This window comes from Roseovarius aestuariivivens (genome assembly GCF_004761875.1).
Taxonomy (GTDB): domain Bacteria; phylum Pseudomonadota; class Alphaproteobacteria; order Rhodobacterales; family Rhodobacteraceae; genus Roseovarius; species Roseovarius aestuariivivens.
Window position 1 is genome coordinate 12,969 of the sequence record NZ_SJEY01000014.1, and the last position, 16,256, is coordinate 29,224.

A 16,256-nucleotide genomic window follows, 5' to 3' on the forward strand; every position below is an offset into this window, starting at 1 on the left:
TCGTGTTTATCAGCAATATCGCCGAAGGTCTTACGCGCGGCGTCGAGTCCGTGACCGATACGATGTCGGAAACGTTCTTCGAGCCGGCCATCCGTCTTGGCGTGACGGGACTGAGCCGGGCTGGCAAGACCGTCTTTATTACCTCGCTGGTCGCCAACCTGATGAACCGCGCGCGCATGCAGGGGCTTGCCGCCGTTGCGGAAGGCCGGATTGCTGCGGCGTATCTTCAACCGCAGCCGGACGATACCCTGCCACGGTTCGATTTCGAGCAACATCTGGCCGCCTTGACCGGCCCGGAACCGCATTGGCCCGACAGTACGCGGTCGGTTTCCGAGTTGCGCCTTTCCTTGCGGGTGCGTCCGGCCGGGTTGCTGGCCGGTTTGCAGGGTCCGCGCACGGTCCATCTCGATATCGTCGATTACCCGGGCGAGTGGCTTCTCGATCTTGTGCTTCTGGAAAAGGATTATGCAACGTGGTCTGCCGAGGTTCTCGACCGGATCGCGGCGCGCGAAGGTGCGCAAGACTACCTGCGTCTGGCGGCGAAAACGGAAGTGGCGGAAGAGCTGGAGGAGCCGAAGGCACAGGCGCTTGCTGCCAGTTACACCGCCTATCTGCAGAGCGCGCGAGAGGCCGGATTGTCCGATTGCACGCCGGGCCGCTTTCTATTGCCCGGTGATCTAGCTGGGTCACCGGTGCTGACTTTCGCGCCGCTCTCCCGCCCGGAAAGGACCCCGCGAAAATCGCTGTGGCGGGAAATGGAGCGGCGTTTCGAGGCGTACAAGGCCCGGGTGGTTCAGCCTTTCTTTCGTGACCATTTCGCACGCATTGACCGCCAGATCGTGCTGGTCGACGCGCTTGGCGCCATTCACAACGGGCCGCAAGCGGTCGAGGATATGCGTCGCGCGATGGCTGAGATCCTTGGCGCCTTCCGCCCGGGGCGCAACGCGTTTCTGACAAGGCTGCTGATGGGCCGCAGGGTCGAAAAGATCCTGTTCGCCGCGACCAAGTCCGATCATTTGCACCACAAACAGCATGGCCGCCTGACAGCGATCATAGAAGCGCTGATGCGTGACGCCCGCAACAGAGCGGATTTCGCCGGTGCGGAAACGGCGGGTATGGCCATTGCGGCGTTGCGCGCCACCACCGAAGAGACCATCACCCATAACGGTGCGCCGCTCGATTGCGTGCGCGGCACGCTTCTGGACACGGGCCGCCGGGCGGCGTTTTATCCCGGAGAACTGCCGAAGGATCCCGCGCAGCTTCTGACGGCGGCTCGTGACGGGGCGGAGAGGTGGTTGAACGCGGATTACGAGATCATGCGATTCGCCCCTGCGCCGCTGACGCTGCGCCCCAATGAAGGCCCGCCGCATATCCGGCTTGGCCGCGCGGCGCAGTTTCTTATCGGGGACAGGCTTTGAGATCGCCCGCGCGTCTGCGCCCCGCGCGTCTGTGGCACGTGCCACGGCTGGTGGCGATTTTGCGCGCGACCTCGCGGGCGCGCGCGGCTTGGGTCGATGCGAGACTGATCGCCAAGGCCGTCGCGCGGGGCTGGGTGCGGGTCGTGTGCGACCACCGCGGCGTGGCCGGTTTTTCGATTCGGGACGGCGCGAGGCTGCATGCGCTTTACGTGGACCCTCGGCGTCGGGGGCAGGGACTTGGCCAGATGCTTTTGACCGAGGCCAAGCGCGCGGCCGGGCGGCTTGATCTGTGGGTGATCCAGCGCAATCGCGGCGCGCGACGGTTCTACGCAAGATCGGGCTTTGCCGAGAAGGCCCGTGTGCCGCAAGGCGGCGGCAATGATGAAAACCTGCCGGATATCCTGATGGTCTGGCCGCCGGAAAGACGAGTGGAAAGATGAGCAAACGACCGGTTCTGATCGACCTGGAGGACAGCGCCGACACCCCGAGTCCGGCCACGGCCCCGCCGGTGCCCGAGCGCGATCTTCCGCCCGCGCCCGAAGGCCGTGCAATGCAGACGGTGGCGACGCTGGCCGCACGCCGACCCTCTCGGCTGGCGCGGCTTTTCTGGGGGCTTCTGCTGGCGCTGCTTGGCGCGGTGCTTTCGGTGGCGGCTTGGGATTTCATCACGGCGCTTTTGGCTCGAAATGCTGTTCTGGGCTATGCCGTCACCGGGCTGGTTGCAGCGTTCGCACTGACCTGCTGTGTCATTGCTCTGCGGGAATTGGCGGCGTTTTCAAGATTGTCCAAGATCGACGGTTTGCACCGCGCCGCGGATGCCGCCCTTGCGGCCAGCGACCTGACCGCGGCGCGGCGGGTGATACAGGATCTGTCGAAGCTTTATGGCGCACGCGACGACACCCGCTGGGGCCGCGAGCGGATGCGGGATTACGGACCCGAACAGGTCGAGGCCGCCGATCTTCTGGGACTGGCGGAGACCGAATTGCTCAAGCCGCTCGATCAGGCGGCGCGACTGGAAATCGAGGCCGCAGCGCGGCAGGTGGCGACAGTAACGGCAGTTGTACCTCTGGCCTTTGCCGATGTCATCGCGGCGCTTACCGCGAATATGCGAATGATCCGGCGTATCGCCGAGATTTACGGTGGCCGCTCCGGCACTTTGGGAAGCTGGCGGCTGGCGCGCGCGGTGATGACTCATCTGGTGGCTACGGGCGCGGTTGCCGTGGGCGACGACCTAATCGGATCGGTGGCTGGCGGCGGGCTATTGTCAAAGCTTTCGCGCCGTTTCGGCGAGGGGATAGTCAACGGTGCGCTGACCGCGCGGGTGGGCGTTGCCGCGATGGAGGTCTGTCGGCCGCTGCGTTTTGCCCGCATCGCCAAGCCGTCCGTTTCGTCCATCGTGTCGCGGTCGTTGACGGGGCTCTTCTCCCGCGCTTGAGCAAGCTGAAGAGCGGCCCGGAAATTTCTCTACGGACGACGGGGTTCAGCGCAGTTTTGGAATGCCGCCGGGATGCGTCTCGCGTTCGACAACGCCGGCGCGCAGGGTGTTGCCGATCCGATGAGCAAGCGCCGACCATGCCGCCGCCTGATCAGGACGCAGCTCGGCCCGCAAAACGCTGTCGAAGAGCCCCAGCCAGGTGGAAAACATGCCGGGCTTCACGTTGCCCGCCTGCACGTGGGCGCGGTGCGCATTGCCGTCATAACACCGCTCGTGCAGGATGGTGTTGGCCCAGAAATCCGCCGCACGCGCCTCGTGCGCGGGCCAGTCTGTGACGTGCTTGGCGAACACCGGCCCAAGCCCCGGATGGTGTCGGCAGGCGTCATAGAACGTTGCGACCACCCGCTCGATCTCGGGGCGTGTGATGTCGAAACGCGGGGGCAGGGCGGACGTCATGCCCGAACTTTGACGGCGGCCTCTTGCGATTGCAACAGCACCGGACGTGACAAGACCCGGAGATCAACTAAAACTGGCAGGCGGCGTGCGGGGTCGCGCCACACGTCAGGAGTTTGATATGGAAAGTCTGGCAGGTGACCTCAAACAGATGGTGCGCACGCCCTTGCACGACAGCCATGTCGCAGCACTGAAGCGGCACGGCGAATTGCGCCGGTTCAAGGCGGGCGAGATCATCGCCGATATCGGCGATCCGATGGCGGATTTTCTGTACGTGATCGAGGGCGGGATCGATGTGCTTGATCCGCAGACCCGCGAACCCTTCCTTCCGCACGGTCTTGGCCCGTCGCAATTCATGGGCGATATCACCTTTCTCAACGGCGGTAACCACGGCATGCCTTTCCGGGCGTCCGAGGACACCACGCTGCTTGCCGTGCCGCGCGAAAAGGTGCTGGAGCTTATGTCGAGCATCCCGGAGATGAGCGATATCATCATTTCCGTTATGGCCGCCCGCCGCCGTCGCCAGATCGAGGATCAGGACGGGGCCATTGCCATCATCGGGGCCGATCAGGATCGGGAGATGCGCCGCATCGCCTCTTTCGCGTCGCGCAACCGCTTGCCGTTTCGTACGCTTGATCTGAATGGCCCCGAGGCGCGTGCGCTTGCCAAAACTTGTGGCATTGCACCCGACACGCCTGCGGTGATCATCGGCAGGGACACGGTGCTGGACGATGCTGACCCGGCCAAGCTGGCCGCGCTTTTCGGCCAGGATCTTGAAATCTGCGACAACCGGTTGGTCGACGTGTTGATCGTCGGGGGCGGACCCGCCGGCGTGGCGGCTGCGGTTTACGCCGGGGCCGAAGGCTTGTCGGCGCTGGTGGTCGAGGACATTGCCGTCGGCGGTCAGGCCGGCACGTCCAGCCGGATCGAGAATTACATGGGTTTCCCCACCGGCATTTCAGGGGGCGATCTGGTCTGGCGGGGGCATGTGCAGGCCATGAAGTTCGGTACGACTTTCGCAATGCCGTTGCGCGTGACCGCGTTGAAGCGCCGGGATGACCTTTTTCTCGCCATGCTGAGTGACGGCACCGAGATCCGCGCCAAGGCTGTGGTCGTGGCAACAGGTGTGCAGTATCGCCGTCTGCCGATCGACGGGCTGGAGCGGTTCGAGGGCGTCGGGGTCTATTATGCCGCGACCGAAACCGAGGCGCGGTATTGCAGGGACGGCGATGTCTATGTCGTGGGCGGCGGCAACTCGGCCGGGCAGGCGGCGATGTTCCTGTCGCGCAGTTCCGCGCATGTGCATCTGCTGGTCCGGGGTACGTCATTGGCCGCCTCGATGTCCGACTACCTGTCCAGCCGGCTGGAAAAAGAGCCGAAGATCACCATCCAATACCGGACCGAGGTTGCAGCCCTGCACGGCGCGTCTACGCTTGAAAAAGTGACGCTGAAAGGACCGGACGGCACCCGCAATGTCCTCGCGAACGGCTTGTTTTTAATGGTGGGTGCAGCGCCGAATACCGAGTGGCTTTCGGGTGTGTGCGACCTTGATGATCGGGGTTTCGTCAACACCGGAACGGCACCCGAAAGCCCCTTCGAAAGCTCGTGTCCGGGCATTTTCGCCGTTGGCGATGTCCGTGCGGGTTCGGTCAAGCGCGTGGCCTCGGCCGTAGGCGAGGGATCGGTGGTGATTTCGAAGGTCTGGGAGCATGTGAACGCCGAGTAGGCACGGTTTGTCGCCGCGTCGCGGCTGGCTCTGGACGCCGCCTGACCTGCACCATATAACGCGCATCATGATGGCTTGTTTTTCGATCATCGTTCGAATTACCTGCCCGGCGCTCTGACCCTCTGAGCCGCCGGGACAAGGCGTATGACACATCCGCGCCGCCCCCCAGACCCTGACAGATCAAGACCAGAAGGACGCATCCGATGTGCGCCGAGACGACTGACACGACACCCGATTACAAAGACACGCTGAACCTGCCGCAGACGGATTTCCCGATGCGCGCGGGCTTGCCCAAGCGCGAGCCGGAATGGTTGGAGCGTTGGAACGAGATGCGGATCTACACCCGCCTGCGCGACAAGGCCAAGGCGGAGGCGCGCGCGCCCTTCACGCTGCATGATGGCCCTCCCTACGCAAATGGGCATCTGCATATCGGTCACGCGCTCAACAAGATCCTCAAGGACATGGTGGTGCGGTCCCAGCAGATGATGGGCCGCGACGCGCGCTATATCCCCGGCTGGGACTGTCACGGTCTGCCCATCGAGTGGAAGATCGAAGAACAGTACCGCAAGAAGGGCCTTAACAAGGACAAGGTCGACGTGGTCGACTTCCGGCAGGAATGCCGCAAGTTCGCCGAAGGCTGGATCGACATCCAGCGCGACGAATTCAAGCGCCTTGGCGTGACCGGCAAGTGGTCGAAGCCGTATCTGACGATGGATTTCCGCGCCGAGCGGATCATCGCGGAGGAATTCCAGAAGTTCCTGATGAACGGGACGCTCTACCAGGGCTCCAAGCCCGTGATGTGGTCGCCCATCGAGAGGACGGCGCTGGCCGAGGCGGAGGTGGAGTATCACGACAAGGAAAGCTTCACCATCTGGGTGAAGTTCAGAGTTGTTGGAAAGCAAATCAAGTCGGACGACGGCACTCAGCTAGCAACGCGTATAATCGCTGACGACCTGCAACATGCAAGCGTCGTCATCTGGACCACGACTCCCTGGACCATCCCGTCGAACAAGGCTGTCGTTTATGGTGAGCACTTCGCCTACGGCCTCTACGAAGTCACCTACACGCCCGAGGAATGCTGGGCCGTCAAGGGCGAGCGTCTGATCCTGGCCGACAAGCTGGCGGGCGACGTGATGCGCCGCGCGCGTCTGGAAGAAGGCATGTACACGCGTGTTCGTGACGTCAGCGCCGAGGAGCTGTCGGGCCTCAGCCTCAAGCATCCGCTGGCTGGCGCCGAGGGCGCCAATGGCGAATGGGATGACCTGCGCGATTTTCGCGCCGCTGATTTCGTGACCGATGAGGAGGGCACCGGGTTCGTCCACTGCGCGCCCAGCCACGGGATGGAGGAATATGACCTCTATCGCGGCCTCGGCATGCTGGATCAGGTCATCACCTACAACGTGATGGATGACGGCTCTTTCCGGGAAGATCTGCCGTTCTTCGGCGGCACGTACATTCTCAATCGCAAGGGCGGTGAAGGGGATGCCAACAAGGCCGTGATCGACAAGCTGGTCGAGGTCGGCGGCCTTCTGGCGCGCGGCAAGATCAAGCACTCCTACCCGCATTCCTGGCGCTCCAAGGCGCCGGTGATCTATCGCAACACGCCGCAATGGTTCGCCGCCATCGACCGCAAGGTCGGCGACGGGCAGGACACCTATGGCGAGACGATCCGCGAACGCGCGCTGACCTCCATCGACGAGCTGGTGGAGTGGACACCCAAGACCGGCCGCAACCGGCTTTATTCCATGATCGAAGCAAGGCCCGATTGGGTGCTATCGCGGCAGCGCGCCTGGGGCGTGCCGCTGACCTGCTTTGTGAAGGTCGGCGCAAAGCCGACCGACCCCGACTACCTGCTGCGCGACGAAACGGTGAACGCGCGAATCCTGGAGGCGTTCGAGGCCGAAGGCGCGGATGCGTGGTACAAGCCGGGCGCGAAGGAACGGTTCCTCGGCAATGACTACGACCCGGGTGAGTGGGAGAAGGTCGACGACATTCTCGACGTCTGGTTCGATTCCGGCTCCACCCACGCCTTCGTGCTGCGCGACCGCGAGGATGGCTCTGACGATGGCCTCGCCGATCTTTACCTTGAAGGCACCGACCAGCATCGCGGGTGGTTTCATTCCTCGATGCTGCAGGCCTGCGGCACCATTGGCCGCGCGCCCTATCGCGGCGTGCTGACCCACGGCTTCACGCTGGACGAGAAGGGCAACAAGATGTCCAAATCGCTCGGCAACACCGTGGCGCCCGAGGAGGTGGTCAAGCAATACGGTGCGGATATCCTGCGGCTTTGGGTGGCGCAGTCAGACTATACCGCCGATCTGCGGATTGGGCCAGAGATCCTCAAGGGCGTGGCCGACGGCTATCGCCGGCTGCGCAACACGATGCGCTTCATGCTGGGTGCGCTGTCGCATTTCCGGGAAGAGGATCGGGTTGATCCGGCGGATATGCCTGAGTTGGAGCAGTGGGTGCTGCACCGGCTGGCGGAACTCGATCACCGGGTGCGCACCGGCTATGCGGCCTATGATTTCCAGGGCGTGTTCCAGACGCTCTTCAACTTCGCGACGGTGGAGCTTTCTGCCTTTTATTTCGATATCCGCAAAGATGCGCTCTACTGCGACGGGGACACGCCGCGACGCAGGGCGGCGCGCACGGTCATGGACCTTCTGTTCCACCGGCTGACCACGTGGCTGGCACCGGTGCTGGTCTTCACCATGGAAGAAGTTTGGCTGGAGCGGTTCCCGGGCGACGAAAGCTCGGTGCATCTGGTGGATATTCCCGAAACGCCTGCAGATTGGCTGAACGAGCCGTTGGCGCAGAAATGGGCCGGGGTGCGAAAGGCGCGCCGGGTGGTGACCGCCGCGCTGGAGGTGCAGCGCACGGACAAGGTGATCGGGGCGAGCCTTGAGGCTGCGCCGGTGGTTCATGTGGAGGACGCTGATCTTCTGGCGGTTCTGAAATCGGTGAATTTCGAGGATATCTGCATCACGTCGGATATTCGGCTGACCGCCGATCCGGCGCCGGCAGAGGCCTATCGGATGCCCGAGACACCGGGTGTTTCGGTCGTGTTCGAGAGAGCCGAGGGCGAAAAATGCCAACGCTGCTGGAAGATCCTGCCAGACGTGGGACAGCATGCGCATCCCGCGACCTGCAGCCGCTGTGACGCGGCGCTTTCGTGACGGAAAACAGTAGGGCGGGCAGATTGCCCGCCCTGCCGGAAGAAGTCACGCAAGAAGCGATCGAAGAAAAGCTGATGGAACTGGCGCGGTCGCGCGGGCCGGGAAAGACCTTTTGCCCGTCAGAAGCAGCGCGGGCTTTGGCGCGGGACTGGCGTCCGCTTATGCCGTATGTCCGCGAGATCGCCGCGCGCCTGCCAATGCGCGCGACCCAGAGAGGAAAAGAGGTCGACCCGCTGTCGGCAAAAGGTCCGATCCGGCTGTCCCTGCGCTGAGCGGAAGAGTTCAGGCGCTTTCGCGCCAGGTCGGATGGAAACGGCCCGCGGGCGAGAGCGTGAAAATTTCGAACCCGTCCGCCGTCACGCCGATGGAATGCTCGAACTGCGCCGAGAGTGACTTGTCGCGGGTCACCGCGGTCCAGTCGTCCGACAGAACCTTGGTTTCGGGACGACCCAAATTGACCATCGGCTCGATGGTGAAGAACATGCCCTCTTCCAGAACCGGGCCCGTGCCCGGGCGGCCGTAATGCAGAACATTGGGCGGTGAGTGAAAGACCCGGCCCAGCCCGTGCCCGCAGAAGTCGCGCACGACGTTCATGCGGTGGCCTTCCACGAACGTCTGGATCGCGTGACCGATGTCGCCGAAAGTGTTGCCGGGTTTGACCGCCTCAATCCCTTTGAACAGGCTGTCGTGGGTGACTTGGATCAACTTCTCGGCATAAGGCTTGAGCTTGCCGGCCACGTACATGCGGCTGGTGTCGCCGTACCAGCCATCGACGATCACGGTCACATCGATATTCAGAATATCGCCATCCTTCAGCGCGTCATCGTCCCGGCGATGAATATCGTTTTTCCATTTGCGGATCTTGTCGCCGGGAATGCCGTGGCAAACCACGTGATTGACGCTGATACAACTGGCGTGCTGGTAGCCCTTGTAGCCAATCGTTGCGGATTTCGCGCCTGCTTCGGAGACATGCGCTTCGATGATGCGGTCCAGCTCTCCGGTGGTCTGGCCGACGAAGACGTGATCTGCGAGGCGGTCGAGGATCTCGGCCGCCAGTCGGCCTGCTTTGTGCATGCCGGAAAAGTCCGCGCTTTCGTGAATGCGGATACCGTCTCTGGTCAGTCTGCCTCGGTGCTGTTCGTTCACGGCTTCGTCTGAAATCTGTTTCGCGTTTTTCAATACTTAGGTCTAAATATCGGGCAGGACCAGTGCCACACGTCTAGCTAAGCGCCAATTTCCGGCCAATGACAAGGGTTTCTGACGTTATGCGTGTGTCGTATGCGAGGATTTCAACTCCGAATTGCTGCGCCGCGGCAAAAGCCTCGGCATATACCGGGTCGATATCGGCGGCGACAGCGACGCGGGTGCAATCGGTGCGCTGCACCAGATAGAAAAGCACTGCCCGATGCCTATTTTGGGCCATCTTCGCGAGTTCTGCCAGATGTTTCGCGCCACGCGCGGTGACACTGTCGGGAAACTCGGCGAGCCCCGGCGTGCGGCAAAGCGTGACCGATTTTACCTCGATATAGGCGTCGGGCAGGCCCGGACCGCGCAGAAGGAAGTCGATGCGGCTTTTATCCCCGTATTTCTGTTCCGGAAGCACCTCTGCATAGGCAGAGAATTCGGGGATTTCCCCGGCCTTGAGCGCCGCCTTGAGTGCACGATTGGGCAGTCCTGTATCGACACCGGTGAAATGGCCGTCGCCGTGGTCGACCAGCCGCCAGCCATATTTCAGCTTTTTCTTCGGATCATCATTGGGTTCGACCCAGATGCGCGTGCCGGGATCCGCCAGACCCATCATCGAGCCGGGATTGGCGCAATGGGCGACGGCCTCGGTGCCGTCATCGAGGCGGATGTCGGCAAGAAAACGTTTGTAGCGCCGGATCAGGGTCGCGGGCACAAGGGGGGTTTGAAAGCGCATCGGCTCAGCCCTATACCCGTCCGAGACACCAAGCAAGGAGTGCCAGTCATGTCCAATCCTACCGCCGCGATGCTGGTGATCGGTGACGAGATCCTGTCGGGTCGGACCCGCGATTCGAACATGCACCATCTGGCCAACGCGCTGACGGCGCATGGGATCGACCTCTGCGAGGTACGGGTGGTCTCGGACAAGCCCGCGGCGATCGAGGCGGCGGTGCGCGCGTTAAGCGATGCCTATGACCACGTTTTCACCTCCGGCGGGATCGGACCCACCCACGACGATATCACCGCGGAAAATGTCGCGCGGGCCTTTGGCGTGTCGATCGGCTTGCGCGACGACGCCCGCGCGGTGCTGCAGGCGCATTATGACCGACAGGGCATTGAGTTGAATGAGGCGCGCCTGCGGATGGCGCGGATTCCGGAGGGGGCGACGCTGATCGACAACCCGGTGAGCGCCGCGCCCGGCTTCACGCTGCGCAACGTGCACGTGATGGCCGGGGTCCCGGCGATTTTCGAGGCGATGGTCGCGGGCGTCCTGCCGGAACTGACCGGCGGTGCGCCGGTGCAGTCCCGCAATATGACGGTTTCGAAAGGGGAAGGCGACATCGCCGGACCGCTGACCGAGTTGGCCGCGCGTTTCCCTGAGCTGTCCTTCGGATCCTACCCGGCGATGAAAGATGGCAGGTTTTCGGTCAATATCGTCATCCGAGGTCAGGACGAAGCCCGCCTTGACGCGGCGATGGACGCCCTGCGCGGGGCAGTGCAGGCATGACCGGGCTGCCGGGCATCGCCGAACTCTATGCTGTGACAGAGGCGACCTGGCCGCCTGCCGCGACGCGGCAGGTCGGCGCGTGGACCATCCGGAACGGGCAAGGTGGCGGCAAGCGGGTGTCGGCGGCGACGCTGGCGGGCGATGCCCAAACGGCCGACCTCGCCGAGGCAGAGGCGGCGATGCAGGCCTTGGGGCAATCGAGCCTGTTCATGCTTCGTGACGGGGAAGGGGTCCTTGACGACCGGCTGGACAACGCGGGCTATGACGTGATCGACCCGGTCAATGCCTATGCCTGCCCCTTGGACAGCCTGACCGGCGCGCGCCTGCCGCGAGTGACCACCTTCGATATCTGGGAGCCGATGGCGATCCAGCTGGATATCTGGAAGGCCGGCGGCATAGGCCCCGCGCGGATCGAGGTCATGCGGCGCGTGCGGGAGCCGAAAACCACACTTTTCGGTCGCCATGACAACCGGCCCGCCGCCACCGGGTTCGTCGCCGTGCATGACGGCGTGGCGATGATCCACGCGCTTGAAGTCCTGGCGCGCGCGCGCCGTGCGGGTATGGGCCGGAACCTGACCCGCCATGCGGCCCATTGGGCCAAAACCCAAGGGGCGACACATCTTGCCGTTCTGTGCACCAAGGCCAACACGGGCGCCAATGCGCTCTACGCTTCCCTCGGCATGACGCTTGTGGGAGAGTATCATTACCGTATCAAGAAGGACGCGTCGCCCAGATGAGTCAGGAAGACCGCCCCACCGCCCTCGACCTGTCGATGGTCGATCCGCTGCCGCCCGAAACCCGGAAATACTTCGACGTGTGTCAGGAAAAGCTGGGCATGGTGCCCAATGTCCTGCGCGCTTATGCGTTCGACATCGACAAACTTAACGCGTTCACGGCGATGTATAACGACCTGATGCTGGCAGACAGCGGGCTGAGCAAGCTGGAGCGCGAGATGATCGCGGTGGTGGTCAGCTCCATCAACCGCTGCTGGTACTGCCAGGTGGCCCATGGCGCGGCGGTGCGCGCGCTTTCGGGCCGGCCCGAACTGGGCGAGGCCATGGTCATGAACTGGCGGGCCGCCAAGCTAGACGCCCGGCAGACGGCCATGCTTGTGTTTGCCGAGAAGGTTGCCAAGGCGTCCGCCGAAGTGGTGGAAGCCGACCGCGCTGCGCTGCGCGAGGCGGGCTTTTCCGACCGGGATATCTGGGACATCGCCTCGGTTGTGGGGTTCTTTTCCATGACCAATCGCGTGGCCAGCGCGACGGGCATGCAGCCCAATCCCGTGTATCACGGACAGGCCCGGTAGGGCGTGCCGCACCGCGTCGCAATCGCTCTTTTCATTGGCCTTTGGCCGGGGATCGCCACGGCTTTGAACCTGTCCCTTCCGTCGAGCGCCGACAAGACGCGCGAGATCCGTGAGGCCGCGGCGTCCTATTTCGTGCCCGTCGGCCCCTATGACGGCAGCGAGGTGCCCGCACTGCGGGTCGAGGGGGCCCTGGTCCAGGAAGCGTGGCGCATGGAGGCACCGGGACTGACCACGCTGCAGATCCTGCGGCCGCTACGCCGGCAGGTGATCGACGCCGGTTACGACATCCTTTTCACCTGTGCCGCGCGCGACTGCGGCGGGTTCGATTTCCGGTTCCAGACACGGGTCCTGCCCGCCCCGGACATGTTCGTTGATCTGTTGGATTACCACTTTCTGTCCGCCCGTCGCGGTGAAAGCGGCGAACCGGTCAGCTTCGCCACGCTGCTGGTTAGCCGGGTCGGCGGCGCGGGGTATATTCAGGTTATTCGGGTGGATCCAGGGGACACCGCGCGTCCAGCCTTAGAGGTGGCGCCGGAAGCCGACACGCCGGATGAGCCGGCCTTGCAGGCGCGGTCATTGGCAACGCGGTTGATGCGCGAGGGCCGGGCCGTTCTGAACGATCTGGATTTCGCGTCCGGCACGGTGGCGCTTGGCGCGGGGCCTTTCGCCTCGCTCGATGCGCTGGCGGAGTTTCTTCAGGAGAAGGAAACCAGGCGCGTGGCGCTGGTCGGCCACACCGATACGGTGGGCGGCCTTGAGCCCAACATTTCCCTGTCGCGCCGCCGGGCGCAGGCTGTGCTAGAGCGTCTCGTCTCGACCTACGGCATCGCGCGCGACCGGTTGGAGGCGGGCGGCATGGGCTATCTCGCGCCGCTGACCACAAACTTGACCGAAGACGGGCGCGAACAGAACAGACGGGTCGAGGCGGTGCTGCTTAGCGATTGATCACGCGCCGTTGCGCGCGGGGAACACCTGCTGCGCGATCCCGGCCAGCGTGAGGTAGATGCTGGTTACGACGAGCCCCCAATGGGCCCAGCTTTCGGGGTGGAAATCGACCCAGGCCGCCCAGCCGCCAAAAAATGTCCAGGCGAAGGCCACCGGCAGCGTGACCGTCCGCCAGCGTTCCGTACGCACAGGGTGGACGAATTTGAGCGGCAGGAACATCGCCATCGCCAGCAGGGTCACTAGCGTGAGAGAAACATAGAAATTCGGCTCGATCGCGAACAGCACCAGCACCAGCATGTTCCAGCATCCTGGAAAGCCGGAAAAGGAGTTGTCCTTGGTTTTCATGCGGGTATCGGCGAAATACATCGCACTGGCAAAGGTGATCAGAATGATCGCGACCCAGCCTGTCCAGCCCGGCAGAAGATCGGATTTGAAGAGCGCAAAAGCCGGGATGAACACGTAAGTCAGGTAGTCGATGATGAGATCCAGTAGGATTCCGTCGAACTGCGGGGCGTTGTGCTTGACGTGGTATTTCCGCGCCAGCGGCCCGTCGATCCCGTCCACGGCGAAGGCCACCACGAGCCAGAGATACATCAGGCTCCATTTTTCCTCGACCGCCGCCAGCATCGCCAGCATGGCGAAAACCGCACCGGTGGCGGTGAGGAGGTGGACGAGCAAGGCCTTCAATTCGCGTGTCATGGGCGGTCTCTTGGTACAATTCCCGGCGGAAGGCAATCAGGCTTTGGGATGGGCGCGGCGGTAGACATCCATGAGCCGTGCGCTGTCCACCGCTGTGTAGGCCTGTGTCGTCGACAGCGACGCGTGGCCCAGAAGTTCCTGGATCGCGCGCAGGTCGCCGCCGGCGTTGAGCAGATGGGTGGCGAAGCTGTGGCGCATGGCGTGAGGTGTTGCCGTCGCGGGCAGGCCAAGCTGCGCGCGCACCTGCGCCATCACCTGTTGCACCGCGCGTGGCGACAGCGCGCCGCCGCGCACGCCGCGAAACACGGGCGCGTCTGGCTCGACCGGGTAGGGGCAGAGATGCAGGTAGCGCTCCACCGCCGCGATGGCCGGCGCGATGACCGGCACCACCCGTTCCTTGCCGCCCTTGCCGGTAATCCGCAGGCTGTGGCCCAACGGCAGGTCGCGGCCTTTCAGGCCCAATGCTTCGGAGATGCGCAGACCGCAGCCGTAAAGCAGCGTGACCACCGCCTGGTCGCGTGCGCAGATCCAGGGCTTGGCGTGCTGCATGTCCAGCGTTTCGATCACGTCTCGGGCGGCGTCAGGCGTGACCGGACGGGGAAGCTTGCGCTGATATTTGGGTGCACGCGCCGAGAGTACGGCGGAAGGATCGAAACCCTCGCGCTCGGCCAGCCAGCGATAGAAGCTTTTGACCGCCGAGAGCTTGCGCGCGAGGCTGCGGGGGCCCACGTCCTTGCCGCGGGTGAAGGCCATCCACGCGCGCATGTCCGACACCTCAATGCGGGCCAGCGCAGCAAGGCCCTGTGCCGCACCGCTATGTTCGGTCATGAAAGCGAGAAACCCGGCCACATCGCGGGAATAGGCGTCGATCGTGTTATCGGAGGCCCCGCGCAGCGCCTTTTGATGGTCAAGCCACTTCGACAGCGCGTCGCGGGCGGCAATCGAGATCATGCCAGCCAGCGGCGCATGGCCCTTTCGAAGATACCCGCGAAAAAGGCCAGAAGATCGGTCCCTTGCTGGGGGCTGAACTGATGCGGGTCCTCGGCCCCCATGACCAGAAGGCCGGGCAGGCGGTCCTCACCGAAATCCAGAAGCAGGCACGCCTCGGAGCGCATGAACTCTGCCTCGCGGCCGTAGATCCGCGCATCGCCTTCGCTGATCTGGCGCAGCGTCACCTGCCGGACCGGACCGGCGCGATCCGACGTAAGGTAGCGAGCGATGAAGCCAGGTTCGGCGACGGACAGAACGTCGCCCAGTCGTTTGACCGCCGGGTCGTCATCGTTCTGGACCGACTCGAGCACAAGCTTGATGCAGTCGACGCGCAGGATGGTGGCGACGTCACCGCCGAGATCGCGCAGGAAGCTTTCGAATTCCACCGGATCGAGCATCCGCAGGATCGCCCGGTGCACCTGGTTGGTGCCGGCGAGGTTCTCGTAAGCCGCTGCGATCACGCTGCGGTGGGTGTCTTCGAGACGTTCGAGGCGCGCTTCGAGCCGTTCCATCGCAATGCCGCGCAGATCGACGATATTGTTGCCCATCGCGCGTTCGTTCGCCGCGATGAGCGCGCGCATAAGATCTTGATCCTCAAGGATTACATCGGGCTGCGCGATGATCTTTTCGCGCAGCATATCGTTCATCAGGGGCTTCGTGCTCATCTGTGCCTCGGTTTTTTTGGGTCTTATAGCACGCCCTTACAGGATTTTCTGCCCTGTTTTTTCCCAGTCTTTCAAAAAGGTTTCCAAGCCCTTATCGGTCAGCGGGTGCGCGGCCATCTTTTTGATCACGTCCGGTGGCGCGGTCATCACATCCGCCCCGATCATGGCCGATTGATGCGCGTGATTGACCGTGCGTATAGAGGCGGCGAGGATCTGCGTCTCGAAGCCGTAATTGTCATAGATCTGCCGGATGTCCGCGATCAGCTCCATTCCGTCGAGGTTGATGTCATCGAGACGCCCGATGAAGGGCGAGATGAACGTGGCCCCGGCCTTGGCCGCCAGAAGGGCCTGATTGGCGGAAAAGCAGAGCGTCACGTTGACCATGTTGCCCTCGCCCGAGAGCACCTTGCAGGCCTTGAGCCCGTCCCAGGTGAGCGGCACCTTGACCGCGATGTTGGGCGCGATCTTGGCCAGCTTGCGGCCTTCCTCGATCATCTGGTCGGCCTCCAATGCCACGACCTCGGCCGAGACCGGACCTTCGACAATGTCGCAGATTTCCTTGGTGACTTCGAGGATATCGCGGCCCGATTTCAGGATCAGCGAGGGGTTGGTGGTCACGCCGTCGACCATGCCGAGCTCGTTGAGTTCACGGATGGCGTCGACCTCGGCGGTGTCTACGAAAAACTTCATGGGGCTTGCCCTTCTTGCGCGGGATGGGGTTTCTTCCCCTCGCGTTTACCCCATAGAGTGC

General features: G+C 63.5%; 17 protein-coding genes. 10 read left to right on the forward strand and 7 right to left on the reverse strand.

What is annotated here, in order from left to right:
• Nucleotides 1-2 precede the first annotated feature (2 nt).
• Genes EZV60_RS17805 through EZV60_RS17815 form a run of 3 tightly spaced genes read left to right on the forward strand, consistent with a single transcriptional unit; the run spans nucleotide 3 to nucleotide 2,853 of the window.
• Nucleotides 3-1,418: a YcjX family GTP-binding protein gene (locus EZV60_RS17805; RefSeq protein ID WP_135507215.1), complete on the forward strand. Its 1,416-nt coding sequence runs from the start codon at nucleotides 3-5 to the stop codon at nucleotides 1,416-1,418.
• Complete coding sequence (locus EZV60_RS17810; RefSeq protein ID WP_245306353.1) at nucleotides 1,415-1,858, forward strand: GNAT family N-acetyltransferase; 444 nt, start codon at nucleotides 1,415-1,417, stop codon at nucleotides 1,856-1,858. The genes EZV60_RS17805 and EZV60_RS17810 overlap by 4 nt, the downstream gene beginning before the upstream one ends.
• Nucleotides 1,855-2,853, forward strand: coding sequence for a YcjF family protein (locus EZV60_RS17815; RefSeq protein ID WP_135507217.1), 999 nt, complete (start codon nucleotides 1,855-1,857; stop codon nucleotides 2,851-2,853). Before EZV60_RS17810 ends, EZV60_RS17815 begins: the two co-directional genes overlap by 4 nt.
• A 45-nt stretch (nucleotides 2,854-2,898) precedes the next feature.
• Here the strand turns inward: EZV60_RS17815 and EZV60_RS17820 are convergent, their stop codons facing one another.
• Nucleotides 2,899-3,309 (reverse strand): group III truncated hemoglobin, encoded by a 411-nt coding sequence (locus EZV60_RS17820; RefSeq protein WP_135507219.1) that lies wholly within the window; start codon nucleotides 3,307-3,309, stop codon nucleotides 2,899-2,901.
• A 118-nt stretch (nucleotides 3,310-3,427) separates the two neighbouring features.
• Between EZV60_RS17820 and EZV60_RS17825 the strand changes: the two genes are divergently transcribed.
• The 3 genes from EZV60_RS17825 to EZV60_RS17835 all read left to right on the forward strand — a co-directional run bounded on the left by EZV60_RS17825 (nucleotide 3,428) and on the right by EZV60_RS17835 (nucleotide 8,480).
• On the forward strand, nucleotides 3,428-5,032 hold the full coding sequence (locus tag EZV60_RS17825; protein ID WP_135507222.1) for an FAD-dependent oxidoreductase: 1,605 nt from the start codon (nucleotides 3,428-3,430) through the stop codon (nucleotides 5,030-5,032).
• Between the two features lie 203 nt (nucleotides 5,033-5,235).
• Nucleotides 5,236-8,208, forward strand: coding sequence for an isoleucine--tRNA ligase (ileS, locus tag EZV60_RS17830; RefSeq protein WP_135507224.1), 2,973 nt, complete (start codon nucleotides 5,236-5,238; stop codon nucleotides 8,206-8,208).
• 23 nt (nucleotides 8,209-8,231) lie between these two features.
• On the forward strand, nucleotides 8,232-8,480 hold the full coding sequence (locus tag EZV60_RS17835) for a DUF3253 domain-containing protein (RefSeq protein WP_280952607.1): 249 nt from the start codon (nucleotides 8,232-8,234) through the stop codon (nucleotides 8,478-8,480).
• Nucleotides 8,481-8,490: 10 nt separating this feature from the next.
• Here the strand turns inward: EZV60_RS17835 and map are convergent, their stop codons facing one another.
• Together map and sfsA are read right to left on the reverse strand one after the other, a co-directional pair.
• Nucleotides 8,491-9,354, reverse strand: a complete 864-nt coding sequence (map, locus tag EZV60_RS17840; protein ID WP_135507294.1) for a type I methionyl aminopeptidase — start codon at nucleotides 9,352-9,354, stop codon at nucleotides 8,491-8,493.
• A 73-nt stretch (nucleotides 9,355-9,427) separates the two neighbouring features.
• A complete protein-coding gene (gene sfsA, locus EZV60_RS17845; protein ID WP_135507226.1) occupies nucleotides 9,428-10,129 on the reverse strand; it encodes a DNA/RNA nuclease SfsA in 702 nt (233 codons plus the stop codon).
• Nucleotides 10,130-10,177: 48 nt separating this feature from the next.
• Between sfsA and EZV60_RS17850 the strand changes: the two genes are divergently transcribed.
• The 4 genes from EZV60_RS17850 to EZV60_RS17865 are packed head-to-tail and all read left to right on the forward strand — an operon-like array spanning nucleotide 10,178 to nucleotide 13,151.
• Nucleotides 10,178-10,900 (forward strand): competence/damage-inducible protein A, encoded by a 723-nt coding sequence (locus EZV60_RS17850; protein ID WP_135507228.1) that lies wholly within the window; start codon nucleotides 10,178-10,180, stop codon nucleotides 10,898-10,900.
• Nucleotides 10,897-11,637, forward strand: a complete 741-nt coding sequence (locus EZV60_RS17855) for a GNAT family N-acetyltransferase (RefSeq protein ID WP_135507230.1) — start codon at nucleotides 10,897-10,899, stop codon at nucleotides 11,635-11,637. The genes EZV60_RS17850 and EZV60_RS17855 overlap by 4 nt, the downstream gene beginning before the upstream one ends.
• Complete coding sequence (locus EZV60_RS17860; protein ID WP_135507232.1) at nucleotides 11,634-12,206, forward strand: peroxidase-related enzyme; 573 nt, start codon at nucleotides 11,634-11,636, stop codon at nucleotides 12,204-12,206. Before EZV60_RS17855 ends, EZV60_RS17860 begins: the two co-directional genes overlap by 4 nt.
• A 3-nt stretch (nucleotides 12,207-12,209) precedes the next feature.
• Nucleotides 12,210-13,151, forward strand: coding sequence for an OmpA family protein (locus EZV60_RS17865; RefSeq protein ID WP_135507234.1), 942 nt, complete (start codon nucleotides 12,210-12,212; stop codon nucleotides 13,149-13,151).
• Here the strand turns inward: EZV60_RS17865 and EZV60_RS17870 are convergent, their stop codons facing one another.
• From EZV60_RS17870 to fsa, 4 genes are read right to left on the reverse strand one after another with little or no spacing between them, the layout of a single operon-like run.
• Nucleotides 13,152-13,850 (reverse strand): CDP-alcohol phosphatidyltransferase family protein, encoded by a 699-nt coding sequence (locus EZV60_RS17870; protein WP_135507236.1) that lies wholly within the window; start codon nucleotides 13,848-13,850, stop codon nucleotides 13,152-13,154.
• Between the two features lie 36 nt (nucleotides 13,851-13,886).
• On the reverse strand, nucleotides 13,887-14,801 hold the full coding sequence (locus EZV60_RS17875) for a tyrosine recombinase XerC (protein WP_135507238.1): 915 nt from the start codon (nucleotides 14,799-14,801) through the stop codon (nucleotides 13,887-13,889).
• Entirely contained in the window at nucleotides 14,798-15,505 is a 708-nt protein-coding gene (locus EZV60_RS17880; RefSeq protein ID WP_135507240.1) for a DUF484 family protein, read from the reverse strand. The genes EZV60_RS17875 and EZV60_RS17880 overlap by 4 nt, the downstream gene beginning before the upstream one ends.
• A 36-nt stretch (nucleotides 15,506-15,541) precedes the next feature.
• Nucleotides 15,542-16,195 (reverse strand): fructose-6-phosphate aldolase, encoded by a 654-nt coding sequence (fsa, locus tag EZV60_RS17885; protein ID WP_135507243.1) that lies wholly within the window; start codon nucleotides 16,193-16,195, stop codon nucleotides 15,542-15,544.
• Nucleotides 16,196-16,256 lie beyond the last annotated feature (61 nt).

Excerpts from the sequence above, each read along its gene's own strand:
- EZV60_RS17820 (WP_135507219.1), bottom strand. The coding sequence starts at position 3,309 with ATGACGTCCGCCCTGCCCCCGCGTTTCGACATCACACGCCCCGAGATC.
- EZV60_RS17850 (WP_135507228.1), top strand. The coding sequence starts at position 10,178 with ATGTCCAATCCTACCGCCGCGATGCTGGTGATCGGTGACGAGATCCTG.
- EZV60_RS17855 (WP_135507230.1), top strand. The coding sequence starts at position 10,897 with ATGACCGGGCTGCCGGGCATCGCCGAACTCTATGCTGTGACAGAGGCG.
- EZV60_RS17815 (WP_135507217.1), top strand. The coding sequence starts at position 1,855 with ATGAGCAAACGACCGGTTCTGATCGACCTGGAGGACAGCGCCGACACC.
- EZV60_RS17875 (WP_135507238.1), bottom strand. The coding sequence starts at position 14,801 with ATGATCTCGATTGCCGCCCGCGACGCGCTGTCGAAGTGGCTTGACCAT.
- EZV60_RS17880 (WP_135507240.1), bottom strand. The coding sequence starts at position 15,505 with ATGAGCACGAAGCCCCTGATGAACGATATGCTGCGCGAAAAGATCATC.
- sfsA (WP_135507226.1), bottom strand. The coding sequence starts at position 10,129 with ATGCGCTTTCAAACCCCCCTTGTGCCCGCGACCCTGATCCGGCGCTAC.
- EZV60_RS17860 (WP_135507232.1), top strand. The coding sequence starts at position 11,634 with ATGAGTCAGGAAGACCGCCCCACCGCCCTCGACCTGTCGATGGTCGAT.
- fsa (WP_135507243.1), bottom strand. The coding sequence starts at position 16,195 with ATGAAGTTTTTCGTAGACACCGCCGAGGTCGACGCCATCCGTGAACTC.
- ileS (WP_135507224.1), top strand. The coding sequence starts at position 5,236 with ATGTGCGCCGAGACGACTGACACGACACCCGATTACAAAGACACGCTG.
- EZV60_RS17825 (WP_135507222.1), top strand. The coding sequence starts at position 3,428 with ATGGAAAGTCTGGCAGGTGACCTCAAACAGATGGTGCGCACGCCCTTG.
- EZV60_RS17870 (WP_135507236.1), bottom strand. The coding sequence starts at position 13,850 with ATGACACGCGAATTGAAGGCCTTGCTCGTCCACCTCCTCACCGCCACC.